Origin of the sequence: Pseudomonas pohangensis, from assembly GCF_900105995.1 — a bacterium.
In the GTDB taxonomy this organism is placed as follows: Bacteria; Pseudomonadota; Gammaproteobacteria; order Pseudomonadales; family Pseudomonadaceae; genus Aquipseudomonas; species Aquipseudomonas pohangensis.
Genome location: NZ_LT629785.1, coordinates 3074679 through 3100073, shown reverse-complemented (window position 1 = coordinate 3100073; position 25395 = coordinate 3074679). Strand labels below are relative to the sequence as shown.

General features: G+C 56.8%; 23 protein-coding genes and 1 pseudogene. 15 read left to right on the top strand and 9 right to left on the bottom strand.

The genetic code is table 11. The features are described 5' to 3' along the window. Positions 1–7: 7 nt before the first annotated feature. Positions 8–778: a bifunctional demethylmenaquinone methyltransferase/2-methoxy-6-polyprenyl-1,4-benzoquinol methylase UbiE gene (ubiE, locus tag BLT89_RS14415; protein WP_090196846.1), complete on the bottom strand. Its 771-nt coding sequence runs from the start codon at positions 776–778 to the stop codon at positions 8–10. Positions 779–942: 164 nt separating this feature from the next. On the opposite strand from ubiE, the gene BLT89_RS14410 reads away from it, so the two are divergent. The 3 genes and pseudogenes from BLT89_RS14410 to BLT89_RS14400 form a co-directional block, all read left to right on the top strand. Then, positions 943–1221: a polyhydroxyalkanoic acid system family protein gene (locus tag BLT89_RS14410; RefSeq protein WP_090196843.1), complete on the top strand. Its 279-nt coding sequence runs from the start codon at positions 943–945 to the stop codon at positions 1219–1221. 101 nt (positions 1222–1322) lie between these two features. Then, positions 1323–1745, top strand: coding sequence for a phasin family protein (locus tag BLT89_RS14405; RefSeq protein WP_090196840.1), 423 nt, complete (start codon positions 1323–1325; stop codon positions 1743–1745). 10 nt (positions 1746–1755) lie between these two features. Beyond that, a pseudogene (locus BLT89_RS14400) lies at positions 1756–2379 on the top strand (phasin family protein); the annotation flags it as partial. A gap of 57 nt (positions 2380–2436) precedes the next feature. On the opposite strand, the gene BLT89_RS14395 reads toward BLT89_RS14400, so the two are convergent. The 7 genes from BLT89_RS14395 to BLT89_RS14365 all read right to left on the bottom strand — a co-directional run bounded on the left by BLT89_RS14395 (position 2437) and on the right by BLT89_RS14365 (position 10304). Continuing rightward, positions 2437–3051: a TetR/AcrR family transcriptional regulator gene (locus tag BLT89_RS14395; RefSeq protein WP_090196834.1), complete on the bottom strand. Its 615-nt coding sequence runs from the start codon at positions 3049–3051 to the stop codon at positions 2437–2439. A 95-nt stretch (positions 3052–3146) separates the two neighbouring features. Further along, positions 3147–3518 (bottom strand): gamma-butyrobetaine hydroxylase-like domain-containing protein, encoded by a 372-nt coding sequence (locus tag BLT89_RS14390; protein WP_090196832.1) that lies wholly within the window; start codon positions 3516–3518, stop codon positions 3147–3149. Between the two features lie 64 nt (positions 3519–3582). Next, positions 3583–4923: an ATP-dependent protease ATPase subunit HslU gene (hslU, locus tag BLT89_RS14385; protein ID WP_090196829.1), complete on the bottom strand. Its 1341-nt coding sequence runs from the start codon at positions 4921–4923 to the stop codon at positions 3583–3585. A 27-nt stretch (positions 4924–4950) separates the two neighbouring features. Beyond that, on the bottom strand, positions 4951–5481 hold the full coding sequence (hslV, locus tag BLT89_RS14380; protein WP_090196826.1) for an ATP-dependent protease subunit HslV: 531 nt from the start codon (positions 5479–5481) through the stop codon (positions 4951–4953). 95 nt (positions 5482–5576) lie between these two features. Next, positions 5577–6248: an SPOR domain-containing protein gene (locus tag BLT89_RS14375; RefSeq protein WP_090196824.1), complete on the bottom strand. Its 672-nt coding sequence runs from the start codon at positions 6246–6248 to the stop codon at positions 5577–5579. Further along, a complete protein-coding gene (gene argS, locus BLT89_RS14370; RefSeq protein ID WP_090196822.1) occupies positions 6249–7988 on the bottom strand; it encodes an arginine--tRNA ligase in 1740 nt (579 codons plus the stop codon). Between the two features lie 96 nt (positions 7989–8084). Beyond that, positions 8085–10304, bottom strand: a complete 2220-nt coding sequence (locus BLT89_RS14365; RefSeq protein WP_090196819.1) for a primosomal protein N' — start codon at positions 10302–10304, stop codon at positions 8085–8087. 264 nt (positions 10305–10568) lie between these two features. Here BLT89_RS14365 and rpmE point away from each other — a divergent pair, with 264 nt between their 5' ends. The 4 genes from rpmE to BLT89_RS14345 all read left to right on the top strand — a co-directional run bounded on the left by rpmE (position 10569) and on the right by BLT89_RS14345 (position 14398). Beyond that, positions 10569–10781, top strand: coding sequence for a 50S ribosomal protein L31 (gene rpmE, locus BLT89_RS14360; RefSeq protein WP_090196816.1), 213 nt, complete (start codon positions 10569–10571; stop codon positions 10779–10781). Between the two features lie 62 nt (positions 10782–10843). Then, the gene (locus BLT89_RS14355; RefSeq protein WP_231975027.1) at positions 10844–11608 is read left to right on the top strand and encodes a thermonuclease family protein; all 765 of its coding nucleotides are present in this window, start codon (positions 10844–10846) and stop codon (positions 11606–11608) included. Continuing rightward, on the top strand, positions 11605–13047 hold the full coding sequence (locus BLT89_RS14350) for a M48 family metalloprotease (protein WP_090196810.1): 1443 nt from the start codon (positions 11605–11607) through the stop codon (positions 13045–13047). The genes BLT89_RS14355 and BLT89_RS14350 overlap by 4 nt, the downstream gene beginning before the upstream one ends. Positions 13048–13129: 82 nt before the next feature. Beyond that, entirely contained in the window at positions 13130–14398 is a 1269-nt protein-coding gene (locus BLT89_RS14345; RefSeq protein WP_090196807.1) for a malic enzyme-like NAD(P)-binding protein, read from the top strand. 82 nt (positions 14399–14480) lie between these two features. On the opposite strand, the gene BLT89_RS14340 is transcribed toward BLT89_RS14345, so the two are convergent. Further along, on the bottom strand, positions 14481–16883 hold the full coding sequence (locus tag BLT89_RS14340) for a penicillin-binding protein 1A (RefSeq protein WP_408003077.1): 2403 nt from the start codon (positions 16881–16883) through the stop codon (positions 14481–14483). Positions 16884–17067: 184 nt separating this feature from the next. Between BLT89_RS14340 and BLT89_RS14335 the strand changes: the two genes are divergently transcribed. Genes BLT89_RS14335 through BLT89_RS14300 form a run of 8 tightly spaced genes read left to right on the top strand, consistent with a single transcriptional unit; the run spans position 17068 to position 25267 of the window. Continuing rightward, complete coding sequence (locus BLT89_RS14335) at positions 17068–18132, top strand: pilus assembly protein PilM (protein WP_090196800.1); 1065 nt, start codon at positions 17068–17070, stop codon at positions 18130–18132. After that, the gene (locus tag BLT89_RS14330; RefSeq protein WP_090196797.1) at positions 18132–18707 is read left to right on the top strand and encodes a PilN domain-containing protein; all 576 of its coding nucleotides are present in this window, start codon (positions 18132–18134) and stop codon (positions 18705–18707) included. The genes BLT89_RS14335 and BLT89_RS14330 overlap by 1 nt, the downstream gene beginning before the upstream one ends. Further along, a complete protein-coding gene (gene pilO / locus BLT89_RS14325) occupies positions 18704–19327 on the top strand; it encodes a type 4a pilus biogenesis protein PilO (RefSeq protein WP_090196795.1) in 624 nt (207 codons plus the stop codon). The genes BLT89_RS14330 and pilO overlap by 4 nt, the downstream gene beginning before the upstream one ends. After that, complete coding sequence (locus tag BLT89_RS14320; protein ID WP_090196792.1) at positions 19324–19848, top strand: pilus assembly protein PilP; 525 nt, start codon at positions 19324–19326, stop codon at positions 19846–19848. Before pilO ends, BLT89_RS14320 begins: the two co-directional genes overlap by 4 nt. A gap of 54 nt (positions 19849–19902) precedes the next feature. Further along, entirely contained in the window at positions 19903–21987 is a 2085-nt protein-coding gene (gene pilQ, locus BLT89_RS14315; RefSeq protein WP_090196789.1) for a type IV pilus secretin PilQ family protein, read from the top strand. 3 nt (positions 21988–21990) lie between these two features. After that, positions 21991–22509: a shikimate kinase AroK gene (gene aroK / locus BLT89_RS14310; protein ID WP_090199069.1), complete on the top strand. Its 519-nt coding sequence runs from the start codon at positions 21991–21993 to the stop codon at positions 22507–22509. Positions 22510–22557: 48 nt separating this feature from the next. Beyond that, positions 22558–23655, top strand: coding sequence for a 3-dehydroquinate synthase (gene aroB / locus BLT89_RS14305; protein ID WP_090196786.1), 1098 nt, complete (start codon positions 22558–22560; stop codon positions 23653–23655). Between the two features lie 16 nt (positions 23656–23671). Next, complete coding sequence (locus tag BLT89_RS14300) at positions 23672–25267, top strand: SPOR domain-containing protein (RefSeq protein WP_090196782.1); 1596 nt, start codon at positions 23672–23674, stop codon at positions 25265–25267. Positions 25268–25395: the final 128 nt, after the last annotated feature.

Below are 25395 nucleotides of genomic sequence, written 5' to 3'. Positions count from 1 at the left end.
AGTTACCTCAGGGCTTGATGCCGCGGTGCAGCGCAACGATGCCGCCGGTCATGTTGTGGTAGCTGACTCTTTCGAAGCCGGCGCTGGCCATCATGTCCTTGAGGGTTTCCTGGTCCGGGTGCATGCGGATCGACTCGGCCAGATAGCGATAACTCTCGGCATCGTTGGTGATCAGCTTGCCCATCATGGGCAGCAAGCTGAAAGAGTAGGTGTCGTAGGCTTTGGACAACAGCCCGTTGCTCGGTTTGGAAAACTCCAGTACCAGCAGGCGACCACCGGGTTTGAGCACGCGCAGCATCGAGCGCAGGGCATCTTCCTTGTGGGTGACGTTGCGCAGACCGAAGGCGATGGTGACCACGTCGAAGTGGTTGTCCGGGAACGGCAGCTTCTCGGCATCGGCCTGGACAAACTTGACGTTGCCGGCCACGCCCAGATCGAGCAGGCGATCACGCCCGACCTTGAGCATCGAGGCATTGATGTCGGCCAGTACCACTTCACCGTTGCTGCCCACCAGGCGCGAAAACTGCTTGGTCAGATCGCCGGTGCCGCCGGCAATGTCCAGCACCCGATTGCCCGGGCGCACGCCCGACAATTCGATAGTGAAGCGCTTCCACAGGCGGTGCACGCCTGCGGACATCAGGTCGTTCATCAGGTCGTACTTGGCTGCGACCGAATGGAAGACTTCGGCCACCTTGGCGGCCTTCTTGCTCTCGGGCACGTTCTGGTAGCCAAAGTGCGTGACGGGTTCCTGGTCGGGAGCTTTTTGCGGATCGCTCATGTTGATTTCGCCGGGCTGATTTACTGCGCATTCTAGCGCGGTTATGCGCGCGAGGATTCGGAGATTTTGTGCGGGCTTGAAACTGTCTGCAAGTTGCAGTCAGCTGCAGCCTGAACATACTGTTATAGTCACAGCACTTTTAATGTTGTCGTTTGGAGTTCTGCATGTCGCATATTGTTGTCGAGCGTCAACATAGCCTGGAGCGTGATGTTGTCCGCTCACTGGCAGAAGATCTGGCGGAGTCGTTATCCCGCCAATATGACATTCGTTATCGCTGGCATGACGATGTGATTGTATTCAAACGGGTGGGCGCTCACGGTCGTGTCATCGTCGATGAGCAGCGTGTGCGTGTGGAGCTGGATCTGGGGTTTTTGCTGATGGCCTTCGAGAGAACCATTCAGGACGAAATAGAAAACACCCTCGATGAAAAGCTCAACGCCTGATCCGGTTGACGCAGACTGGTATGCGTTTTCTAATTTAGTCCGATACCTTGGTGGCAAGCCTGAAGAGGCACCCTTTTTTGACTTGAGACCCGAGGTGTAGCATGACCAAAGCATCCGTAAAGAAACCAACCGATGCCCAGGGCGTGGTTCTGAACGACGTCAAGGCATACGCCCGCAAAATCTGGCTGGCTGGCCTCGGCGCATACAACAAGGCCGGTCATGACAGCGCCGAGATTTTCAAGGATCTGGTCAAGGTCGGAGAAAGCATCGAGAAGAAAGGCAAGCAGCTGGTCAACGAACAGGTTGATGCGGCCAACTCGCAGATCGACTCCGTGAAGAGCAGCGTAAGCGGTGTGAAGGAAAAAGTTGAAGTGCAGCTGGACAAGATCGAGCAGAGCTTCGACAACCGGGTTGCCAATGCCTTGAATCGGCTGGGCATCCCTTCGCATCAGGACATTGCGGCACTGTCTGATAAACTCGACCAGCTCAGCGCCGCGCTAGAGCAAGTCGCGCGTACCAAGTAAGGAGAGCTGTATGGCTACCAAGAAACCTGTGCAGAAGAAAGTCGAGAAAGAACTCAACTCCTGGATCGGCGAGATCGAGAAATACTCCCGGCAGATCTGGCTTGCCGGTCTGGGTGCTTTTTCCAAGGTCAGCAAGGACGGTAACAGCCTGTTTGATGAACTGGTAAAGGATGGCGAGAAAGCCCAGAAGCTGGCCAAGACCAATGTCAACAAGCAGGTAGAAGCGGTCAAAACCTCCGTTGATAGTGCCAAGTCCAAGGTCGAAGAGGTCAAGGACAAGGCAGTAGGCAAGTGGAATGAGCTGGAAGAGGCTTTCGACAAGCGCCTGAACAGTGCCATTTCCCGTCTCGGCGTACCCAGCCGCAACGAAGTAAAGACCCTGCAGGCAAAGGTTGATCTGCTGGCCAAGCAAATCGAAAAGCTGACCGGCGTAGCCATCAAGCCAGCGAAAGCTCCAGCCCGGTCTGCAGCTAGAGCGCCGGCCAAGACAGCAGCCAAGCCAGCAGCCAAAGCACCGGCGCGGGCAGCAGCCAAGCCTGCCGCGAAAGTCCGGCCTGCTGCGAAAAAGCCGGCGGCAAATACTGCAGCAGCCAAACCGGCAGCAGCGCCGACGCTTACGCCCCCGACTTCGGCCTGATTCTGCAAGGCAATGAAAAACGCCCGGCTTGCCGGGCGTTTTGCTGTGTGGATTTCAACTCTCCAGGAAGCGGCGCGCCTGTTGTTCTGCCGGTGCCCTGGAGCTTTGTTTCAGGTGCGGGATGGCCAGCATCATCACCTGAAACACGACTAGGCGGGTTTCCCCCGGGCGGCCGAGAATGCGCTGATAGTCCAGGGAAAACAGCAGGGTCAGGGTGATTTGCTCGACCAGTTGGCCGAGCGCCGGGGTATCGCTTTCCAGATAGCCCTCGGCTTTCAGGCGCGCCAGCAGGGAGGCCACGGTTTGCTTGAGTTCATTCAGCCAGTCACGAATGCTGCGACCGAGCTTGGGGAAGCGTCCGGCGAGGTTGGAGAGGTCCTGAAACAGAAAGCGGAAGTTTGACAGGTGTTCGACGATCAGCGAAATGAACAGCCAGTAGTCTTCGGCGTCGAGCTGGATATCTTCCGGTGGATCAAGCAGTGGTGCCATCTCGCTCTGAAAGCGTTTCAGCAGTTCCATGATCAAAGGTTCTTTGCCATGGAAGTGGTAGTAGAGATTGCCCGGACTTATATCCAGCTCATTGGCAATTTCCAGGGTTGTTACGTTCGGCTCACCTTGCTGGTTGAACAGCTCAAGCGCGCAAAAAAGTATGCGGTCGCGGGTCTTCATGGCCTGCACTGATCCGGTAAAGATACGCTCAGACAATAGCCTGCGCTGCCGATCACGGCCAGTGCGCATTTGTGCTTTCGCAGGGTTGCCGTGAACTATTGCATCAGGCGGACAACACTTGCCTGCGGATCGCGGGTGCGACCGGCGTCATGCAGCGCCTGCAAATAATCGTTCCAGAGCTGCTCCTGGCGGGTCGCCAGCTGATAGAGATAATCCCAGGTGAACAGGCCGCTGTCGTGGCCATCGTCGAAACACAGCTTCAGCGCATAGTTGCCTGCCGGCTGCAGTTCGAGCAGCGCCACATCCTGCTTGCCGTATTGCAGTATCGGCTGGCCGTGTCCCTGAACTTCTGCAGACGGGGAGTGCACCCGCAGGAATTCAGCGCTCAGGCTGTAGACCTGCGCGCCATATTGCAGCTCCAGGGTTCTGGAGGCCTTGTGTAGCTTGATGGCTGTCGGGATTTTCATTGATGTCTGGTCGATCGAGTTGGTGGCGTCGGCCTCTGCGAGCGCCGACGCAGTAGCGGTCTGCTCAGAGAATATAACGCGACAGGTCTTCATCCTGTGCCAGTTCGCCCAGATGGCCGTTGACGTAATCGGCATCGATTTTCAACGCAACTCCAGCCTGTTGCCCGGCAAGATCGCCGGCGCTGAACGACACTTCCTCAAGCAGGCGCTCAAGCAATGTGTGCAAGCGCCGCGCGCCGATGTTCTCGGTCTTTTCATTGACCTGCCAGGCGATCTCGGCAACGCGCTGGATACCGGACTCGAGGAACTCGATCTGCAGGCCTTCGGTGGCCAGCAATGCGGTGTATTGCTCGGTCAGCGAGGCGTGCGGTTCGCTGAGGATGCGCTTGAAGTCATCCGGCGTGAGGGCTTTGAGTTCGACCCGGATCGGCAGGCGGCCCTGCAGTTCGGGAACCAGATCGCTGGGCTTGCTCAGGTGGAAAGCGCCGGAAGCAATGAACAGGATGTGGTCGGTCTTGACCATGCCCAGCTTGGTGTTGACCGTGCAGCCCTCGATCAGCGGCAGCAGATCGCGCTGTACGCCTTCACGGGAAACATCGGCACCGCCGACATTGCCACGTTTGGCCACCTTGTCGATCTCGTCGATAAAGACGATGCCATTCTGCTCCACGGCTTCCAGCGCCCGTGCCTTGAGCTCTTCTTCATTGACCAGACGTGCGGCTTCCTCGTCACGCACCAGTTTGAGGGCGTCCTGCACCTTGAGCTTGCGCGATTTCTTCTTGCCCTGACCCATGCTGGAGAACAGGTTCTGCAGCTGGTTGGTCATTTCTTCCATGCCCGGTGGCGTCATGATTTCCACGCCGACCGGGCTGTCGACGACTTCGATATCAATCTCTTTGTCGTTCAGCTGGCCTTCGCGCAGTCGCTTGCGGAACAGCTGACGGGTATTGGAGTCATGGCTGGGCGCCGGGTCTTCGTTGAAGCCACTACGTGCCGGCGGCAGCAGGGCATCGAGAATGCGCTCTTCGGCAGCGTCTTCGGCGCGGAAGCGTACCTTCTGCATCTCATCTTCACGGAGCATCTTGATGGCGGCGTCGGCGAGGTCGCGAATGATCGATTCGACGTCCCGTCCCACATAGCCGACTTCGGTAAATTTGGTCGCCTCGACCTTGATGAACGGGGCGTTGGCCAGACGTGCCAGACGGCGGGCTATTTCCGTCTTGCCAACCCCGGTCGGGCCGATCATCAGGATGTTCTTCGGGGTGACCTCCTGGCGCAACTCCGCCGGCAATTGCATGCGCCGCCAGCGGTTGCGCAGGGCGATGGCCACGGCACGCTTGGCGTCGTCCTGACCGATGATATGGCGGTTGAGTTCGTGAACGATCTCGCGGGGCGTCATGGACATACGATTTGCTCCGGAACAGGTTGCGCCTTATTCGGCGCAGTCCTGCTCCTCAATGGTCAGATTCTGGTTGGTGAATACGCAGATGGAACCGGCGATATTCAGGGCCGTCTCGGTGATTTCACGGGCTGACAGCTCGGTCTTCTGCAGCAGCGCCATGGCGGCTGCCTGGGCAAAACCGCCACCGGAGCCCATGGCGATCAGGCCCTGCTCGGGCTCGACCACATCGCCGTTGCCGGTAATGATCAGCGAGGCATCCTTGTTGGCCACTGCCAGCATGGCTTCCAGGCGGCTCAGCGAACGGTCGGTACGCCAGTCCTTGGCCAGTTCCACGGCGGCGCGAACCAGATGGCCCTGATGCTTCTCCAGCTGCCCTTCAAAACGCTCGAACAGGGTGAAGGCATCCGCGGTGGCACCGGCAAAGCCTGCCAGCACCTGACCGTGGTAGAGGCGCCGGACCTTTTTCGCATTACCTTTCATCACGGTGTTGCCAAGCGAAACCTGGCCGTCACCGCCCATGACGACTTTGCCGTTACGGCGCACTGAAACAATAGTGGTCAAGAGAAGCTGCTCCCGCTGCTGGGCCGACGGCCCTTGTGCAGGAAGAGATGGGGCGCTGCTGCGGGCTTTTCAACCGTCAGCAGCGAAAAAGCCGATCAGTTGGATTGGCGTTGCTGTAACAGCAGGTTGCTAAAGCCGCTGCCAGCCAGGGATTTCTGTGCCTGCGCAAGTTGCTCGCGATTGGCAAACGGGCCGACCAGTACGCGATACCAGGTTTCCTCGCGCACAGTGCCGGACTCCACCTGAACGTTCTGCCCGAGCAGGATGATCTGCGCGCGGACCTTGTCAGCATCCTCGCGTTTGCGGAACGAGCCGGCCTGCAGGAAGACCTCGGTGGTTGCGGATGCCTTGGCTACCGGTGGCATCGGTGGCGGTGTCTGGCCGTTAAGCAGTGCCTCGGCGCGTGCAGCATCGATTTTTGCCGCTTCTGCCGCGCTGACCGGTTTTTCGCTGGTTGCGGGTGACGTCATCGCATCGGGCGGGACAATCACTTCCGACTCGGGCAGCAGGGTGTAGAAGTCGTACTTGGGTTTTTGCGGTTGTTCTTTTTTCACCTCAGGCTTGGCCTTGACGGCAGTGCTGGCCTGCTCCGGCTTGTCGCGCTTGATGTTGTCGCGGCCGGGCTGCAGTTGCATGAGGAAGACGATGAAGCCACCGGCCAGCAAGCCGCAGGCCAGCCAGATCCAGCCGGGTACCGGTTTCTTTGGCGGAGCCTTGTAGCGGCTGGCACCGCGCTTGGGTGGTGGCGCTTTCTTGCGGGCGGCCACTTACATGCGCTCCAGGGGCTGCAGGCCCAGCAATTCAAGCCCTTGCTTGAGGGTGCGGCCGGTCAGGGCGGCCAGGTGCAGGCGGCTGTTGCGTACGGCCAGATCATCCGTCGACAGAATCGGGCAATGCTCGTAGAAACTGGAGAACAGTCCGGCAACATCGTACAGATAGCTGCACAGGGTGTGAGGGGTACCCTTTTCAGCGACGTTGTTGAGGATTTCGGTAAATTGCGCGAGCCTGGCGGCCAGCTCTTTCTCCTGCACGGCGTCGAGCTGAATCTGCCCGTCGATTTCGTCCACGCCCTTGCCCAGTTTGCGGAAGATACTGGCGACACGGGTATAGGCGTAGAGCAGGTAGGGCGCGGTGTTGCCTTCAAAGCTGAGCATCTGCTCGAAGTTGAAGCTGTAGTCGCTGGTGCGGTGCTTTGACAGGTCGGCATATTTCACCGCAGCGATACCCACTGCGCGGCCGATCACGCGTAGTTCTTCTTCGTTCAGTTCGGGATTTTTGTCCCTGACCAGGGCATAGGCGCGCTCTTCGGCTTCATCGAGCAGGTCAATCAGCTTTACCGTGCCACCGTCACGGGTTTTGAATGGCCGCCCATCGGCGCCGTTCATGGTGCCAAAACCCATGTGCTCCAGCTCCATCTCTGGTGCTACGAAGCCGGCGCGCCGGGCCACTTCAAATACCATCTGGAAGTGCAGGGCCTGACGCTGGTCGACGAAGTACAGGGCGCGGTCCGCGTGCAGGGTCTGGCTGCGGTAGCGCATGGCGGCCAGGTCGGTGGTGGCATACAGGTAGCCACCGCCGGCTTTTTGCACGATCACTGGCAGAGGGTTGCCTTCGGCATTCCGGAATTCGTCCATGAACACGCACTGGGCGCCGTCACTCTCGCTAAGCAGGCCTTTATCGCGCAGGGCCTCGACGATCCCCGGCAGATCGCTGTTGTAGGCGCTCTCGCCGCGGACATCAGTCATCGACAGCTTCACGCCCAGACGGTCGTAGACCTTCTGGCAGTGGCTCAGGGAAATATCGTTGAAGCGGTGCCAGAGACGCAGGCAACCGGCATCGCCGGCCTGTAACTGTACGACCAGTTCGCGGGCGCGATCGGCAAAATCGGCGGATTCGTCGAAGCGCATTTTGGCGGCGCGGTAAAACTGTTCGAGGTCCGCCAGCTCGCCTTCCACGGCGGCCGGGTTTTCTTCCATATACGCCAGCAACATGCCGAACTGGGTGCCCCAGTCGCCGACATGGTTCTGCCGGATTACCGTATCGCCGAGAAACTCCAGCACCCGTGCCACACCGTCGCCAATGATTGTCGAGCGCAGATGCCCAACGTGCATTTCCTTGGCCAGGTTCGGCGAGGAAAGATCAATTACTACCCGTTGCGGCGGAGCGTTCTTGCGGACGCCAAGGTGCTCATCCGTCAGCGCGGCTTCCAGACGCTGCGCCAGCGCAGCGCTGTTCTGGAAAAAATTGAGGAATCCCGGGCCGGCGATTTCCACCTTGCTGATCTGATGCTCAGCCGGCAGCACGGCGACCAGTTTTTCGGCGAGATCGCGGGGTTTCATGCCGGCGGGTTTGGCCAGCATCAGGGCAATGTTGCTGGCGAAGTCGCCGTTGCTCTTGTCGCGGCTGTTCTCCACCTGAATGGCCGGGCTCAGGCCTTCAGGCAGAATGCCGTCGGCAGTCAGGCGGCACAGGGCTTGCTGGATCAGGTGGCGAATAGTGTCTTTCATGCTGTGCTCTTGGGGCCGTCAGTTGGCGGCGTGGTGCGAGGAAAAGACCCGCATTATCCGTGGCAGCTCCAGGCTTGCCAACCGTTGCGTCGGCCTTCAGAACAAGTCGGTAGGGTCGATGTCCAGCGTCCAGCGCACGCTGCGGCTGCCTGGCAACTGCTCGAGCTGCTGAATCCAGGGGGTCAGCAACCGGTGCAGACTGGCCCGATTGCTGGCTTGCAGCAGCAGTTGCGCGCGATAACGGCCGGCACGCCGCTCCATCGGTGCCGGCACCGGGCCGAGCAGCTCAACGCCGCTGCAGTTCAGTGTACCGAGCAACTGTTCGGCCAGGGCGCAGGCCGCATCGAGGAACTCTTCGGCCTGCGCCGGCTTGAGAGAGTCGGCGCGCAGCAATGCCAGGTGACTGAACGGCGGAAGTCCTGCGCTGCGCCGCTCGCTCAATGCCTGTTCGGCAAAGGCGAAGTAACCCTGTTCGGTCAATTGCACCAGCAGCGGATGATCCGCCAGATGGCTCTGGATGATCACCCGTCCGGGCTCGTCGGCGCGTCCGGCGCGTCCGGCGACTTGCAGGATAAGTTGCGCTGTGTGTTCGCTGCCGCGGAAGTCCGCGGAAAACAGACCACCGTCGGCATCCAGAATCGCCACCAGAGTTACCCGTGGAAAATGATGACCTTTGGCCAGCATCTGTGTGCCGACAAGGATGCACGGCTTGCCCCGCTGGATGCTCTGAAACAGTTTGTCCATGGCGCCTTTGCGCGAGGTGCTGTCGCGATCAACGCGCAGTACGGGAAACTGCGGGAACAGCGTGTTCAGGCGCTCTTCGGCACGTTCGGTCCCCGCGCCGACCGGCCGCAGGTCCACTCTGGAGCAGTCCGGGCAGGCCTTTGGCTGTTTCTGGCTATGACCGCAATGGTGGCAACGCAACTCGGCCGAACGCTGGTGCAGGGTCATGCGCGCATCGCAGTGCGGGCACTGGCTGATCCAGCCGCAGTCGTGGCACAGCAGGGTGGGCGCAAAGCCGCGGCGGTTGAGAAATACCAGCACCTGCTGTCCGGCTTGCAGGGTTTGTTCGATGGCTTGTTGCATGGGCCCGGAAATTCCTGCATCCAGTGGCCGGCTCTTGATGTCCAGCCGCAACAGCCGTGGTGGTTGTGCGCCGCCGGCGCGCCGGGTCAGGCGCAACAGGGCGTAACGGCCGTTGTAGGCATTCTGCAGGCTTTCCAGGGAGGGTGTGGCCGAACCAAGGATTATCGGGATGTCTTCCTGCTGTGCTCGCACCAGTGCCAGGTCGCGGGCGTGGTAGCGCAGGCCTTCCTGCTGCTTGTAGGAGGCATCGTGTTCTTCGTCGATGATGATCAGGCCGGGGTTTTTCATCGGCGTGAACAGCGCCGAGCGGGTGCCGATGATGATATCGGCCTCACCGTCACGCGCTGCCAGCCAGGCGTCCAGTCGTTCACGGTCACTGATTGCCGAATGCAGCAGAACGATGCGCGCATTGAAGCGCCGGGTAAAGCGCTGCAGGGTCTGCGGGCCCAGGTTGATCTCCGGAATCAGTACTAAAGCCTGCTTGCCGGCCTCCAAAGTCTGGCGAATCAGTTGCAGATAGACCTCGGTCTTGCCGCTGCCGGTGATACCGGCGAGCAGGTAGGCGTTGAAGCTGTCCAGTCCGGAGTGAATGGCGTTGCAGGCGCTGGACTGTTCGGCATTCAGTGGCAGCTCCGCTTGCGCCAGCCAGCCACCGTGATGGCGTTGTGGTGTGCTGCTGCGAACCTCAAGCTCTACCAGCCCCTTGGCTTGCAGTAACTCAAGGCTGTCGCGGCTGAGTTGCAGCTGGCTTAGCAGTTGCTGGGCGACGCCGTGGGGATGTTGCGCAAGCGTCGCCAGTGCCTCGCGCTGGCGCGGTGCACGTTGCAGACGTGGATCGTCCGGATTGGCGCCGGTGACCGCTTTCCAGTAACGCTCCTGCCGCAACTGCGCAGGTTCGCCCTGGCGCAGCAGCGCCGGTAGTGCCCAGCTGAAGGTATCGCCGAGGCTGTGCTGATAGTACTGGGCAGCCCACAGACAAAGCTTGAGCAGGGCCGCAGGCAGGGGGGTGTGCGGATCCAGCAGCTGCAGGGCGGCTTTCAGTTTTTCTGGCGGAACTTCGCTGTGGTTGCGCAGTTCGATCAGTACGCCAACGATCTCGCGCCGCCCGAATGGAACTTTCAGGCGCATGCCCGGTTGCAGGTCCTGACGTGTCAGGCCGGGCGGGGCGCGATAGTCGAACAGGCGGCGCAGCGGCGACGGCAGGGCAAGGCGCAAAATGAGCTCGGGCAACACGGACTCCGGTCGGATGTGAATTTCTGGCCTGTGGCGGGTACAGCATTGCATGCCGTGCACATGGTGTGACTATATTCTGGCGTATTGGCCGGTTAGCTGTGCCGGGCACAGCGCCGGTCTGGCCGCAGTTTATTGCCGGCTATCGATGGGCGCTACGGGTGGCTTGCATCGCCTGTGGGCTCTGGTATGATCCGCCGCCTGTTTACGTGCGGTATTCGACATAGGGTCGGGTGGCGGCACGCCAGATACAAGGAAATTCTCATGAAAGCTGATATCCATCCTAATTACGTCGAAATCGATGCTACCTGTAGCTGCGGTAACGTGATCAAGACTCGCTCCACTCTGGGCAAGAGCCTCAGCATCGATGTGTGCAACGAGTGCCACCCTTTCTACACCGGTAAGCAGAAAGTGCTCGACACTGGCGGCCGTATTGATCGCTTCAAACAGCGTTTTGGCGTTTTCGGCACCAAGTAATTGGCTGAATGAGCAAAGCAGACTTGCGTGTTCCTTCGCAGTCGATAAAAAAGGCGTCCTTGATGGGCGCCTTTTTTATTGGCCTGATGGCGTCTTTTCCGGGCCATGCTGCCTGCCCGCTGCCCGGACAATTGCCGGTTTATAGCGTCGAGAAAGTGGTTGATGGGGATACCCTGCGGCTGACGAATGGCCGTAGTGTGCGTCTGATCGGTTTGAACACGCCGGAGCTGGCTCACCAGGGTCGCCCGGAACAGCCCTTTGCGGTAAAGGCCAGAAAGCGCCTTGAGCGACTGGTTCGCGCCAATGATGATCAGGTTGCCCTGCAGGTCGGCGTGCCGGCAAAAGATCATTACGGGCGCATGCTGGCACATGCCTACGATAACCGGGGGCGCAACCTTGAAGCACAGTTACTGGCCGAAGGCCTGGGTTATCAGGTGGCTTTTGCGCCGGAAACCCGGTTGCTGGGCTGTCAGCAGGCAGCGGAGCGCAGTGCCCGCAACTCCGCTGTTGGGCTTTGGCGCAAGCCTGAATGGCTTGAGCCCGGGCAGGTTGCATCAGGAGGTTTTGCCCTGATTCGTGGCAAGGTGCTGCGGGTTGAACGAAATCGTGGTGGTATTTGGCTGGAAATGGGTGGCTCACTGGTTTTGCAGGTCAAGCAGAAACTCTTTCCGCAGTTTGATATCGAAAACCTGCAGAAGCTTGCAGGCAGTGAAGTTGAGGCCCGTGGCTGGGTGATCGATCGCTCGCGACGCGGACTGCTCAAGCCCGGCCAGGCTCGCTGGTTATTGCCGATTACGGCTGAAATCATGCTGGAGGTAGTGCAATGAGGTTTCGTAGTGATGTCGCGGCGGCGCTGGTGTTGACCTGTCTGGCCGGTTGCGCGGTCAATCCGGTTACCGGCAGCAACGATTTCGTCATGATGAGTGAGCAGGATGAGCTGAGCATGGGCAGTCAGGCTTACCAGCAGGTGCTCAAGCAGTACCCGATCTACAAGGATGAAAAACTGCGGGCCTACGTGCAGCAGGTGGGCGAGAAAGTTGCCAGCAACAGCCACCGCAGCAATCTGCAGTACCAGTTCACCGTGGTTGACAGTGCCGATATCAACGCCTTTGCCCTGCCCGGTGGCTACATCTTCATCAACCGTGGCCTGCTGGCTTACCTCAACTCTGAAGCCGAGTTGGCCGCAGTGCTCGGTCACGAGGTCGGCCATGTAACGGCCCGCCACAGCGTGCGCCAGCAAAGCCAGGCGCAGGCCTGGAATATTCTCGGGCAGATGGTTGCCATAGGTACCGGAGTTGGTGCGGCAGGCGACCTGACCAATGTGGTTGGTGGTGCTGTAGTTAGAGGCTATGGCCGGGACATGGAGCTGGAAGCTGACGGGCTCGGTGCGCAGTATCTGGCGCGCAGTGGCTATGATCCGCAGGCAATGATCCAGGTAGTCGAAGTGCTCAAGGCGCAGGATGATTTTGCCCGCGATCAGGCGGCCAAGAAGGGGCAACCGGTCAAGGATTCGGGCTATCACGGGCTGTTCGACACGCACCCGGACAACGACACCCGCCTGCAGCAGGTAGTCGGTCCGGCGCATGCTTTGCAGGGCGCGCAACAGGTAGTCAACAAGCAGGTTTTCCTGGAGCACCTGGAGGGCTTGCCGATAGGCGATTCGGCTGATCAGGGCGTGCGTCGCGACCAGCAGTTCTATCATGCCGACCTCGACTTCACCGTTACTATTCCGCAGGGTTGGGAGTTGCTGAATCGGCCGGATGCGCTGGTTATGCATACTGCGGACAAGCAGGCATTCATCGCCATGACCATGGGCGAATTTGATGAGCGCCTGACACCTGAAGAAATGCTGCGCAAGCAGGTTGGTGACCAGCGTCTGGCCATGGAGGAGAGCTTCAAACAGGCGGGCTATCCAGCCGTGACGGCGGTTATTCCGGGGCAGCCGGCCAAACGCGTGGCGCTGATCGTGAAAGACAAGCAGGTGTTCATGTTTGTCGCAGCGGTCAAGAGCCGTGGCTCTCTGGAAAGTGAGGACAACCAGTTTCTCTCAGTTATTCACAGTTTCAGAGCGCTGACCAAGGCAGAGCTGAAGCTGGCCCAGCCAGCGGTTATTCATGTGGTTACAGTTAAACCCGGTGAAACCCTGGAAAGTCTGGCCAGAACGGCGGATCTTCCGGAGGACAAGACTGCGCGGATTCGCTTGCTCAACGGGCTTTATCCGGCCGGCGAAGTCAAGCCGGGAGACATGCTGAAGCTGGTCCGTTGATGCAGGGTTTGCTTGTCCGGACCGGGTGTATTGGTTATTCTCGCCCACCTGCCAAAATCAACCCAGAAGTGGTGTCGCCAAAATGACTGACCTGAAAACTGCTGCTCTCGAATATCACGCCAAGCCTCGTCCGGGGAAATTGAGCGTCGAGATAACCAAGCCAACAGCCAGCGCACGTGATCTTTCGCTGGCCTATAGTCCGGGTGTTGCCGAGCCGGTGCGCGAGATCGCACGTGATCCCGAGCTGGCTTACACCTACACCGGCAAAGGTAATCTGGTAGCAGTGATTTCCGACGGCACAGCCATTCTTGGTCTGGGTGATCTTGGCCCGCTGGCATCCAAGCCGGTCATGGAAGGTAAAGGCGTGTTGTTCAAGCGTTTTGCCGGTATTGATGTTTTTGACATCGAAGTCGACTCGGAAAGCCCGCAAGCCTTCATCGACACCGTCAAGCGCATTTCCATCACTTTCGGCGGTATCAACCTTGAGGACATCAAGGCTCCGGAGTGTTTCGAGATCGAGCGCGCGCTGATTGAACAGTGCGATATTCCGGTTTTCCATGATGATCAGCACGGAACGGCCATTGTCACGGCTGCCGGCATGCTCAACGCGCTGGAAATTGTCGGAAAAACGCTGCCCGAAGCCAAAATCGTTTGCCTGGGTGCGGGCGCTGCGGCCATCTCCTGCATGAAGTTGCTGGTAAGCATGGGTGCGCGCATTGAAAATATTTTCATGTGTGACCGCAAAGGGGTTATTCACTCCGGGCGTGATGATCTGAATCAGTACAAGGCAGTTTTCGCCCATGACACCGACAAGCGCACCATGAGCGATGCGCTGGATGGCGCCGACGTGTTCGTCGGGCTTTCTGGTCCGGATCTGTTGTCTGCCGAAAACCTGAACCGCATGGCGGCCAATCCGATTGTTTTTGCCTGCTCCAACCCTGATCCGGAGATCCGCCCGGAACTGGCCAAGCAGACCCGCCCTGACGTGATTATGGCGACTGGCCGTTCCGACTACCCGAATCAGGTGAATAACGTGCTGGGTTTCCCGTTCATCTTCCGTGGCGCGCTGGATGTCCGTGCCAAGCGGATTAATGAGGAGATGAAGGTAGCGGCTGCCCTGGCCTTGCGTGATCTGGCAAAACTGCCGGTGCCGCAGGAAGTCTGTGATGCTTACGGTGGTATCGCTCTGGAGTTTGGCCGCGAGTACATCATTCCTAAGCCAATGGATGCGCGTCTGATTACGGTCGTCTGTGATGCTGTGGCCAAAGCGGCTATCGAGTCAGGCGTAGCCACGCTGCCCTATCCCAAGCACTACCCCCTGCAGTCGGTAAATGATGTGTTTGATCGCTAACTGCTGGCGAGCCTTGTAAGGCTCCAATAAAAATGCCCCCGTCGTCATGGCGGGGGCATTTTTTTTGAGCACCTGTGCAGTCCTAGAACAGATCGATTGGCGCAGCCTGGTCGGCGGGCAGTGGTCCGCCCGGGATTCCGAGGGCAGGATCAAGCTCGCTGGCTGCTGGAAGCGAGTCTTCGCTCTTGAACAGTTCGAAATAGGCATCCGGTGTGCCCGGGGGCGCCGCGCGGCCGGTTAGCGGTTCGATGCGCAAGGTCATGATGCCTTCCGGTTCGGGCAGCAGGTGTTCGGGTTTTCCTGCAAGCGCCGCGCTCATGAAGCTCATCCATATCGGCAGCGCGACGGTGCCGCCGTATTCGTGGCGGCCCAGGCTTTCCGGCTGATCGAAGCCGGCCCAGACGGTTGTCACATAATCCGCGTTGAAGCCGGAAAACCAGCTGTCCTTGGACTCGTTGGTGGTGCCGGTCTTGCCCGCCAGATCATTGCGCTTCATTGCCAGCGCGCGCCGCCCGGTACCTTTGCGGATCACATCCTGCAGCATGCTGGTCAGAATGTAAGTGGTGCGGCCGTCAATGATGCGTTCGGCGAGCACTGGAGGGCTATCCGTGGTGCCGTTGAGTTCGTCTTTGAGTTGTTCTTTTGCAAAGGTCTCTGCGACTGGAACCGTTGCCGGATTGGCCTTGTAAAGAACCTCGCCGTCACGGCTTTCAATGCGCTCGATCAGGTACGGGTCGAGCTTGTAACCACCATTGGAAAACACGCTCCAGCCACGGGCAATTTCCATCGGGGTGAGGTTTGCGGTGCCCAGTGCGAGTGACAAATTGCGCGGAAGATCGTCCCTGTTGAAGCCAAACTTGCTGACATAGTCCAGTGCGTAATCTATGCCGATGGTCTGCAGGACGCGAATGGATACCAGGTTGCGCGACTTGTACAGGGCTTCTCGCAGGCGAATCGGCCCAAGAAATGTATTGTTGTCATTCTTGGGGCGCCAGGCCTCTTCCATGCCGGCTTCCTGAAAAACAATGGGCGCATCATTGACCAGGGTTGCCGGGGTAAAACCCTTGTCCAGTGCAGCGCTGTAAATGAAGGGCTTGAAGCTGGAACCAGGCTGGCGTTTTGCCTGAATGGCCCGGTTGTAATTGCTTTGGTCAAAGGAGAAGCCACCGACCAGAGCGCGAATTGCGCCATTCGACGGATCAAGTGAAACCAGTGCGGCCTGCGCCGCCGGCACCTGCGTAAAGCTCAGGCTGCCGTCAGTCTCGCGCTTTACCCGAACGAGATCGCCGGTCTGTGCCACATCACCCGGCTGTTGCGGTCTTGCCCCGAGGCTATTGGTGTTGAGGAACGGTCTTGCCCATTTCATGCTGTCCCATGGCACGGCCTGCTCTTCGCCGTTTCTGAGTAATACCAGGATGCCGCTTTTTTCGACCTGGGTAACGATGGCTGGCTCCAGGCCGCCGATGCTGCGGTGCTTTGCCAGTTCTTCCAGCCAGGCGCTTTTGGTCATGCCCGGACGCCGCAGCTCCGGCCCGCGGTAGCCATGGCGGGAGTCGTAGCTGGCGAGTCCTTCGCGGACGGCGAGGTTGGCGTCATTCTGCAGGGTGCTGGGTACCGTAGTCGTGACCTGAAAACCTTCTGTGTAGGCATCACTGCCATAGCGGCCGACCATTTCGGCGCGAACCATCTCGGCGATATAGTGTGCTTCCAGCTCAGGTTGCGGACCGTGGTAACTGGCATCGATAGGTTCGGCAATGGCCTGCTCCAGGCGCTCTTTGTCTATGCGCCCCAGTTTGTACATGCGGCCAAGTATCCAGTCCCGGCGCTCTTTGCTGCGCGGTGCGTTGGCAAGCGGGTTGAAGCGTGAGGGTGCCTTGGGCAAGCCGGCAATCATGGCCATTTGCGAGAGACTGGTGTCGCGAATCGATTTGCCGTAATACACCTGGGCGGCGGCTTCAATGCCGTATGCCCGGTTGCCCAGATAAATCTTGTTTACATAGAGCTCGAGAATTTCATCCTTGCTGAGTTCGCGCTCTATTTGCAGGGCAAGCAATATTTCGTTGATCTTTCTTGAAAAGCTGCGCTCGCTGGTCAGGAAGAAGTTCTTTGCAACCTGCATGGTGATGGTGCTGCCGCCAGTCTGGATGTGTCCGCTCTTCAATAGCTCGGAGCCGGCCCGAACCAGGCTGGTCAGGTCTACACCGTTGTGATTGGCAAAATTGTCATCTTCAGCTGCCAGCAGCGCATTGATAAAGTCCTGGGGGATGTCGGCGAACTTTATTGGTGCCCGACGCATCTCGCCAAACTCTGCTATCAGTTTCTGATCGCTGCTGAAAACCTTCAGGGGCATCTGCAGTTTGACCGTCCTCAGGGACTCTACTGAGGGAAGGCTGGGGCTCAGATAAAGGTAGGCACCGCTTAAACTGAGCAATAGCCCGCAAAACAGGGCAACAAAAGACCACCAAAGGAACTTTAAAAGGCGTATCAAGATGGTTGGATTTCCAGATAAAAGAATGGGTTAAGCGTGGGGAGTGGTTCGAAACGAAAAGCTGATCACATTATAAGCAGTTTTTTTACTAGGTCGCCATTTGCGCTTCTGTCAAGACTGTTATTTAATGTAGAAAAATATAAACCTTCCGTAAGTCTCGGATGTTGATAGGAAATCAGACGTGCTAGGGCTCTTCAATAAGAAAGCGAACACGCTCCTGGGGATCGATATCAGTTCGACCTCGGTGAAGCTCATAGAATTGAGTCGCTCGGGAAGCCGCTACAAAGTAGAGGCTTACGCTGTTGAGCCACTTCCCCCAAACGCTGTCGTCGAAAAGAATATCGCCGAGCTGGATGGCGTGGGTCAGGCTTTGGCGCGTGTGCTCGTCAAGGCCAGGACCTCGGCCAAGCATGCAGCTGTTGCGGTGGCCGGCTCTGCCGTGATTACCAAGACAATCGAAATGGAGGCTGGACTCTCGGATGATGATCTGGAAAACCAGCTGAAAATCGAAGCGGATCAATACATTCCCTATCCCTTGGAAGAAGTGGCAATTGACTTCGAGGTACAGGGCGTTTCCGCCAGGAATGCGGAGCGTGTGGATGTTCTTCTCGCCGCTTGCCGAAAGGAAAATGTCGAGGTGCGTGAAGCGGCCTTGTCAGTGGCGGGGCTTACAGCGAAAGTTGTTGATGTCGAGGCATATGCCCTTGAGCGTGCTTACGGGTTGGTGGTTCAGCAGATTGGCTCCGATCGCGACGATCTTACCGTCGCGATTATAGATATCGGCGCGACCATGATGACGCTCAGTGTCCTGCACAACGGCAAGACCATATATAGCCGCGAGTCGATGTTTGGCGGGCGCCAGCTTACTGAAGAAATTCAGCGTCGCTATGGCCTTTCAGTTGACGAGGCCGGGTTGGCGAAGAAGGCCGGTGGTCTGCCTGATGATTATGAGGCCGAGGTTTTGCAGCCTTTCAAGGAAGCAGTGGTACAGCAGGTTTCGCGCTCGTTGCAGTTCTTCTTCGCTTCGGGGCAGTTCAATGATGTCGATTACATTCTTCTCGCTGGTGGGACGGCATCAATTCCAGACCTTGATCGTCTGATTCAGCAGAAGATCGGCACCCCCACACTGGTAGCCAATCCTTTTGCAGAGATGGCACTTGGCAGTAAGGTCAACGCCGGCAGTTTGGCAAGTGATGCTCCGGCGCTGATGATTGCCTGCGGTTTGGCGATGAGGAGTTTTGATTAATGGCCCGCATTAACTTACTTCCATGGCGGGAGCAGTTGCGCGAAGAGCGCAAGCAACAGTTTCTGGTGTCGTTGGCAGGTGTGCTTGTTCTAGCCGTTGGCCTGGTTTTTCTTGGAAATCAGTATCTGAATGCCGCCATTGATAATCAAAACGCACGAAATGATTTTCTGAAGAAAGAAATTGCGACACTGGATGCCAGGATTCAGGAAATTAAAGAGCTGAAGACACGCAGGCAGCAATTGCTGGAGCGGATGAAGATTATTCAGGATCTGCAGGGTAACCGTTCGATAATCGCACGGGTTTTTGATCAGTTGGTTCGCACATTGCCGGACGGGGTGTACTTCACCAGTCTGAATATGACGGGCGACAGTATCGCGATTAACGGGGCTGCCGAGTCGAACAACAGGGTATCCAGCTTGATGCGTAATCTGGACGGTTCCGAGTGGCTGGCATCGCCCAATTTGTCTGAGGTCAAGGCAGTTTCTTCCGGCGGTGTTGATCAGGCGAACGTGTTTACCTTGAGCGTGCAGCAGGTTTCACCTGTCGTGGCAGGCGAAGAGGAGGGCAAGAAATGAGTTTTTCTGAATCTCTGGAGAGTCTGCGCAAGATTGATCTTGCAGACCTTGATTTTGAAAATGCGGGATCCTGGCCAGCACCTGTAAAAGCAATAGCCGGAATATTGCTTCTGGTTGCTGTGCTGGTAGCGGGTTACAAGTTCAATCTTGAAGATATTCAGTTGCAACTTGAGCAACAGCAGATTGAAGAGCAGTCATTGCGGGAGCAATTTACTCTCAAGGCTTTCCAGGCAGCAAACCTTGAAGCTTATAAAGAGCAGATGAAAGAGATGGAGGAGTCTTTCGGTGCTTTGCTTCGGCAGTTGCCAAGTGACACTGAAGTGCCGGGCTTGCTGGAGGATATAACGCGTACGGGCTTGGCTAGCGGCTTGGAATTCTCTGAAATCAAATTGCTCCCCGAAGTTCAACAGCAATTTTATATTGAGTTGCCCATCCAGATAGTGGTTGAGGGCGGGTATCACGATCTGGCTACTTTTGTTAGTGGGGTATCGAGCCTTCCGCGAATTGTTACGCTGCATGATTTTTCTGTAGAACCTATTAACAAAGACGAGCCTTCAAGGTTGCGCATGAGCGTTCTAGCCAAAACCTATCGTTATAACGACAAGGGGTTGAATCAATGAGCAGATATCGGTTCTGTTTGTGTTTCGTCCCTCTTTTGTTGCTGGCCGGTTGTGGTGGTGGGGATTTCAGCGATATCCAGGCGTTTATGGAGGAAGTGCGAGCCAAGCCAAAGGGTTCAATAGAGCCTGTGCCAAAGTTCCAGCCCTATGAGGCGTTTACCTATACCGCCTCGGTCATGCGCTCCCCGTTCCAGCCCTCGGTCAAGATCGATATCTTGTCGCAACACAAAGGCTCCGGAAATATAAAGCCTGATGAGACACGGATCCGGCAATTTCTTGAAGGTTTCAATATCGAAGTTTTCGAGATGGTGGGAACGCTTTCAAACGAGCAAGGGCTGAATGCACTGGTTCGTGGCGCTGGCGGGGTGCATCGAGTCAAGGTTGGAGATTATCTTGGCCGCAATAACGGACGAATAGTTTCAATAAAAGACTCAAGTGTTGATGTCATTGAAATAGTTCCGGATGGGGAAGGTGGCTGGTTGGAGCGCCCTCGAAGTATCCCGCTCAAAGAGCGCACTTAAGGGTGGGTGATAATAATGAATAATATCTTTCAAGCTAAAGAACGGAACCTGAGAATGAATAGCTCCTTGGTGCGTGCTGGATTTGCTTTGGCGACGGTGTTGGCTTCATCCGCCCTGTTTGCGGCTGAGCTACAGTCGATTGATGTCGGCGCGCTGCCTGGTGAAGGTGTTGAGCTGAAGTTGCAGTTTGATGAGCCGGTTGCCTCTCCCCGGGGGTATACAACCGAGCAGCCTGCGCGCATTGCTCTGGACTTGCCGGGTGTTGTCAACAAACTGGGTGTCAAAAACAAGGAAATCGCGGTTGGCGCAGCCAAAAGCCTTACTGTTGTAGAGGCAAAGGACCGTACCAGATTAATCATCAATCTTTCGGATCCGAAACCTTATAGTGCCCGTTCTGAAGGAAATACTGTTTTTATTGTTGTAGGTGGCCAGGTGGCCAATGCGGCTCCGGTAAGCTCGCCGCCGCCTGCAGTAGCGAAAAGTCAGTACAGCCCGACGAAAAACATTGCTTACCAATCTACTGGCAAGTCGATAAGTGCGATTGACTTCCAGAGGGGCGCGCAAGGTGAGGGCAATATCGTTATTGACCTTTCCGCAGCGTCGATTAGCCCTGATATTACAGATCAGGGTGGTAAAATTAAGCTTGAGTTTGCCAAGACAACTCTTCCCGAATCGCTCAGGCTGCGCCTTGATGTTAAAGACTTTGCAACTCCAGTTTTGTTTGTGAATGCGACTGAGCAGTCAGGCAAGGCAGTAGTTACTATTGAGCCTACAGGTTCTTACGATTACATGGCTTATCAGACGGACAAGCGTCTTACTGTCAGCGTTAAGCCGTTGACTCAGGCAGAAAAGGCCAAGCGTGATGAAAACCGGTTTGCATATTCCGGCGAGAAGTTATCGCTTAACTTTCAGGATATCGATGTTCGTTCCGTACTTCAGCTGATTGCGGACTTTACGAATCTGAACCTGGTTGCCAGTGATAGCGTGCAGGGAAGCATAACGTTGCGTCTGCAAAATGTCCCATGGGATCAGGCTCTCGACTTGGTGCTCAAGACAAAGGGGCTGGATCAGCGAAAGGTTGGCAATGTGCTGTTGATCGCGCCTGCTGATGAAATTGCTGCTCGCGAAAGGCAAGAACTTGAGTCCCAGCAGTTAATGGATGAGCTGGCTCCCCTGCGGCGCGAGTTGATCCAGGTGAACTATGCCAAGGCTGCGGACATAGCCAAACTTTTTGAAAGTGTAACGGCCAGTGATGCTGAAGGTGAGGGCGCGTCTGCAGGTCGCGGCTCATTAACTGTTGATGATCGTACTAACAGCATTATCGCGTACCAGACTCAGGATCGTCTGGATGAACTGAGACGTGTTGTCGCGCAGCTGGATATTCCAGTTCGGCAGGTGCTTATCGAGGCGCGCATAGTCGAGGCGGATGTTGGCTACGAGAAGGAGCTTGGCGTTAAGTGGAGAGGCCTGAGCACAAATAATGGCAACTGGGTTATCGGTGGCAGTTCAGGCAATGGCGTGACTGACGGCGGCGGCACTGCGGGTACTTTTGTTGATATGGGGGTCGACTCTGCGACTTCTGGCCTGGGGATCGGGTTTATCACGGATAATACAATTCTCGATCTGGAGCTGACTGCCATGGAAAGCACCGGGAATGGCGAGGTTATATCCCAGCCGAAAGTAGTAACTTCTGATAAAGAAACTGCCAAAATACTGAAAGGTAAAGAAATTCCATATCAGGAAGCCAGCTCAAGCGGTGCTACTACTACCCAGTTCAAGGATGCTGTGTTGTCACTCGAGGTTACACCGCAGATTACGCCAGATGATCAGGTGATCATGGAAGTCAAGGTCACCAAGGATGATATCGACGACTCTGTGCCAAGAATCAATGGCGTGCCTGCTCTGAAAACCAACGAGGTCAATGCCAAGGTTCTGGTACGTGACGGCGAGACGATAGTAATCGGTGGTGTGTTTAGCACCCAGCAGAGTAAAACAGTCGAGAAGGTTCCATTCCTCGGAGATCTGCCATACCTGGGCCAGCTGTTTAAAAGCACGAGAGTTTTCGACAATAAGAGCGAATTGCTGATTTTCCTGACGCCCAGAATCATGAACGGTTCAGCAATTACTCCGGAACAGTAATTGGTGCAAAATCTGATTCTGGTTGGCCCGATGGGAGCTGGCAAAAGCACCATCGGGCGTTTGCTGGCAAAGGAACTGCGGGTTCCATTCAAGGACTCGGATAAGGAAATTGAGCAACGCACGGGAGCAGATATTCCCTGGATCTTTGACGTTGAAGGTGAGTCGGGATTTCGTGAGCGCGAACAGGCAATGATTGCCGAGTTGTGCGCCTTGGACGGTGTAGTGATTGCAACCGGCGGTGGTGCCGTTTTGCGAGCAGCCAACAGGGCGTGCCTAAGCGCTGGCGGTCAGGTGGTTTATCTGTTCACTTCGATTGAGCAGCAGTTGGGGCGGACTTCCCGTGATCGCAACAGGCCGCTGCTGCAGACAGCCAATCCTGAAAAGGTTCTGGTGGAGTTGATGTCGGTTCGTGATCCTCTCTATCGGGAAATAGCTGACATGGTCATTGAGACTGACGAGCGCCCTCCGCGGATGGTCGTTCAGGAGATTCTGGAACGATTACCTGATTGTCCGGTCCGGTAAATATCTGAAGAACTGCGTTATCCTATCGCCCTTTATTCGGAGGGCTTCATGCAGACTCTTCACGTCGATCTCGCCGAGCGCAGTTACCCTATTTACATAGGGTCGGCTGTGCTTGGCAGCAAAGAGATATTTTCCAAGCATATTCACGGTACCCAGGTTGCGATTGTCAGCAACCAGACTGTGGCACCCTTGTATCTGAAGGCCCTGCAGTCAGCGCTTGAGGGCTATAGTCTGGCCACTGTTATCTTGCCTGACGGTGAAGCCTACAAAAACTGGGAAACGCTGCAACTGATCTTTGATGGATTGCTGGATGCGCGGTTTGATCGAAAATCCACGCTGATTGCCTTGGGTGGCGGTGTCATCGGTGACATGGCAGGCTTTGCCGCGGCCTGCTACCAGCGCGGAATCAATTTCATTCAGGTGCCTACGACCTTGCTTTCCCAGGTGGATTCTTCTGTGGGTGGAAAGACCGGGATTAATCACCCGCTAGGCAAGAATATGATCGGAGCCTTTTATCAACCCATGGCTGTGTTGATTGATATTGATACTCTGGCAACCCTGCCCAGGCGCGAGCTCTGTGCGGGATTAGCCGAAGTAATCAAGTATGGATTGATCTGTGATCAGCAGTTTCTTGGATGGCTGGAAGTCAATATAGAAAAAATTCTGGCTCTGGATCCGTCATTTGTGACTGAGGCTGTTGAAAAATCCTGCGCTGCAAAGGCCCGTGTCGTTGCGCTTGATGAGCGAGAGTCGGGCTTGCGGGAAATCCTTAATCTTGGACATACCTTTGGCCATGCCATAGAGACGCACATGGGCTACGGGGTCTGGTTGCATGGCGAGGCTGTAGCAGCAGGTACAGTCATGGCCTTGGAGATGTCGCGTCGTCTGGGCTTCATAGGTGCTGAAGTCAGGGATCGCGGCATTCGCCTGCTCCAGCGGGCGGAACTTCCCGTAGTGCCGCCAGCCGAAATGCGAGCTGAGCACTTTATGGAGCACATGGCTGTAGATAAAAAAGTACAGGCTGGGCGTGTCAGATTTGTTCTGTTGCGCCAACTCGGTGATGCTGTTGTGGTGGGCGAATACCCCGAAAAGATATTGCATGACACTTTGGTCGCCGACTATCGGGCCATAGTTAGGCAGCTATAAAAGTAAAGAGGATTTCATGACCAGTTTGCATGCTGATGACGCCTTTCTGAGTTATTACCAGTTCAGCCATGACCCGTTTACCCCGCGCGTTCCGGGGTTCAAGTTTTATCCCGCGCAGCGTAAGTCTGTGCTGGGGCAACTGCACCACTTGGCTCGTTATGGCCAGTTATTGTTATTGGTTACCGGCCCCAAAGGCAGCGGCAAGACGCTGCTGCGCCAGGCGCTGGTTGCCAGCACCAATAAACAGTCGGTTCAAAGCCTGGTGCTGTCGGGGAAGGAGTGTTCCACCGCAGCGGATGTGTTGGCCCAGACTGCGAGGGGAGTTGAGGCAAGTTCAGCTTCGTTAGCGGCAATTCTCGCGCGTGCAGGTCAGCTGGCATTAACGGGGCAAGAGGAGTATTTGCTGGTTGATGATGCTGGTCTGCTGGAAGATCAGGCGCTTGAAGCATTGCTTGCACTGGCTGCAGGGAATGGCGAGGGTCGTCTGCACGTATTCCTCTTTGGCGAGGCAGCGCTGGCCGAGCGGCTGGACAGCCTTTCCCCAGATGCGGAGGGCTTTCATCGTATCGAGTTGCAGCCCTATACCGACACGGAAACGCGCGAGTATCTTGCACAGCGGCTGGAGGGGGCGGGACAAGCCATAGATCTGCTTACGGATGAACAGATTGAAGATATTCATGCGCAGTCAGGTGGCTGGCCTGGGGCAATAAATCTTGTTGCCAGAGAGACGCTGGTTGATGCCATGCTGGCTGATAGGGGTGAAAGCAACTCGCGCGGCTTCTCGTTCAGATTGCCCCGTAAGCACTTGCTGGCACTGACTGTTGCATGCGTTGCAGTCATCGGTGTGTGGTTCATGAATAATGAAAAGCCGCAGCCTCAGCAGGCTGTTTCTTTACCTGCAGGCGAACACCAGCCTGCAGAGGCTAATACCTCTGATTCAGCGGTCGAATTTAGTACCCAGTCACAATCGGCTAACCCGGTAATTAGAGAGCCGCTGGCTCTGGCGTCCGGTGAGGCAGACGCTGACGAGCCGGGAGAAATGACGAGCCAGACGGATACAGGCGAAAGCACTTCTGCAGCCGATGCTGATGCGCTAGCCAGTGTACCTTTGCCGCTGCCTGCCAAGCCGATGGAAGCGGTCAGCATTCCAGAGGACACCCAGAGTACTAAAACTGCTCCCGTTCCGGATAGTGCGGCGAGCAGCTTGCCGGTACAGCCTTCCGCTGCGGTAAAAGTTGAGCCGCCACCAGTTGTAAAGCCCGTGGAAAAAGCGGTCACTCCTGCAGTCTCGGCCGTCAAGTCAGTGACGCCGGCGGTTCCGGTTGGAACCGCATGGTATAGCGCCCAGTCACCCGAGCGTTTTGCCTTGCAGGTGCTGGGCACGCGAAGTGAAGATAGCGCCAGGGCTTTGGTAAAGCAAAACGGCAACGAATATCATTACTACGTTAAAGCGCATCAGGGCGGTAACCTGTACGTAGTTACCTATGGCGTGTTTTCCAGTCGTGCCGCTGCTGACGCAGCGCTGAAAACCCTTCCGGCAAAATTGCAGGCTGGCAAACCCTGGGCGAAAACATTCCGCAGCATCCAGCAAGAGATGCTCAAGGGGCGTTGACTGGCCTTAAAGGACGGCGCAAGCGCTAACAGCCTTGCGCCAGGCTTTCCTTCGCTCAGGCGACATGCGATTCCATCGGTTCGTCATGAACATTTGTGACGACTTGGGTGGATATGTACAATAACCTC

Coding starts and splice junctions, on each gene's coding strand:
- ubiE (WP_090196846.1), bottom strand. CDS start 778: ATGAGCGATCCGCAAAAAGCTCCCGACCAGGAACCCGTCACGCACTTT.
- BLT89_RS14410 (WP_090196843.1), top strand. CDS start 943: ATGTCGCATATTGTTGTCGAGCGTCAACATAGCCTGGAGCGTGATGTT.
- BLT89_RS14405 (WP_090196840.1), top strand. CDS start 1,323: ATGACCAAAGCATCCGTAAAGAAACCAACCGATGCCCAGGGCGTGGTT.
- BLT89_RS14395 (WP_090196834.1), bottom strand. CDS start 3,051: ATGAAGACCCGCGACCGCATACTTTTTTGCGCGCTTGAGCTGTTCAAC.
- BLT89_RS14390 (WP_090196832.1), bottom strand. CDS start 3,518: ATGAAAATCCCGACAGCCATCAAGCTACACAAGGCCTCCAGAACCCTG.
- hslU (WP_090196829.1), bottom strand. CDS start 4,923: ATGTCCATGACGCCCCGCGAGATCGTTCACGAACTCAACCGCCATATC.
- argS (WP_090196822.1), bottom strand. CDS start 7,988: ATGAAAGACACTATTCGCCACCTGATCCAGCAAGCCCTGTGCCGCCTG.
- rpmE (WP_090196816.1), top strand. CDS start 10,569: ATGAAAGCTGATATCCATCCTAATTACGTCGAAATCGATGCTACCTGT.
- BLT89_RS14355 (WP_231975027.1), top strand. CDS start 10,844: ATGGGCGCCTTTTTTATTGGCCTGATGGCGTCTTTTCCGGGCCATGCT.
- BLT89_RS14350 (WP_090196810.1), top strand. CDS start 11,605: ATGAGGTTTCGTAGTGATGTCGCGGCGGCGCTGGTGTTGACCTGTCTG.
- BLT89_RS14345 (WP_090196807.1), top strand. CDS start 13,130: ATGACTGACCTGAAAACTGCTGCTCTCGAATATCACGCCAAGCCTCGT.
- BLT89_RS14330 (WP_090196797.1), top strand. CDS start 18,132: ATGGCCCGCATTAACTTACTTCCATGGCGGGAGCAGTTGCGCGAAGAG.
- pilO (WP_090196795.1), top strand. CDS start 18,704: ATGAGTTTTTCTGAATCTCTGGAGAGTCTGCGCAAGATTGATCTTGCA.
- BLT89_RS14320 (WP_090196792.1), top strand. CDS start 19,324: ATGAGCAGATATCGGTTCTGTTTGTGTTTCGTCCCTCTTTTGTTGCTG.
- pilQ (WP_090196789.1), top strand. CDS start 19,903: ATGAATAGCTCCTTGGTGCGTGCTGGATTTGCTTTGGCGACGGTGTTG.
- aroB (WP_090196786.1), top strand. CDS start 22,558: ATGCAGACTCTTCACGTCGATCTCGCCGAGCGCAGTTACCCTATTTAC.
- BLT89_RS14300 (WP_090196782.1), top strand. CDS start 23,672: ATGACCAGTTTGCATGCTGATGACGCCTTTCTGAGTTATTACCAGTTC.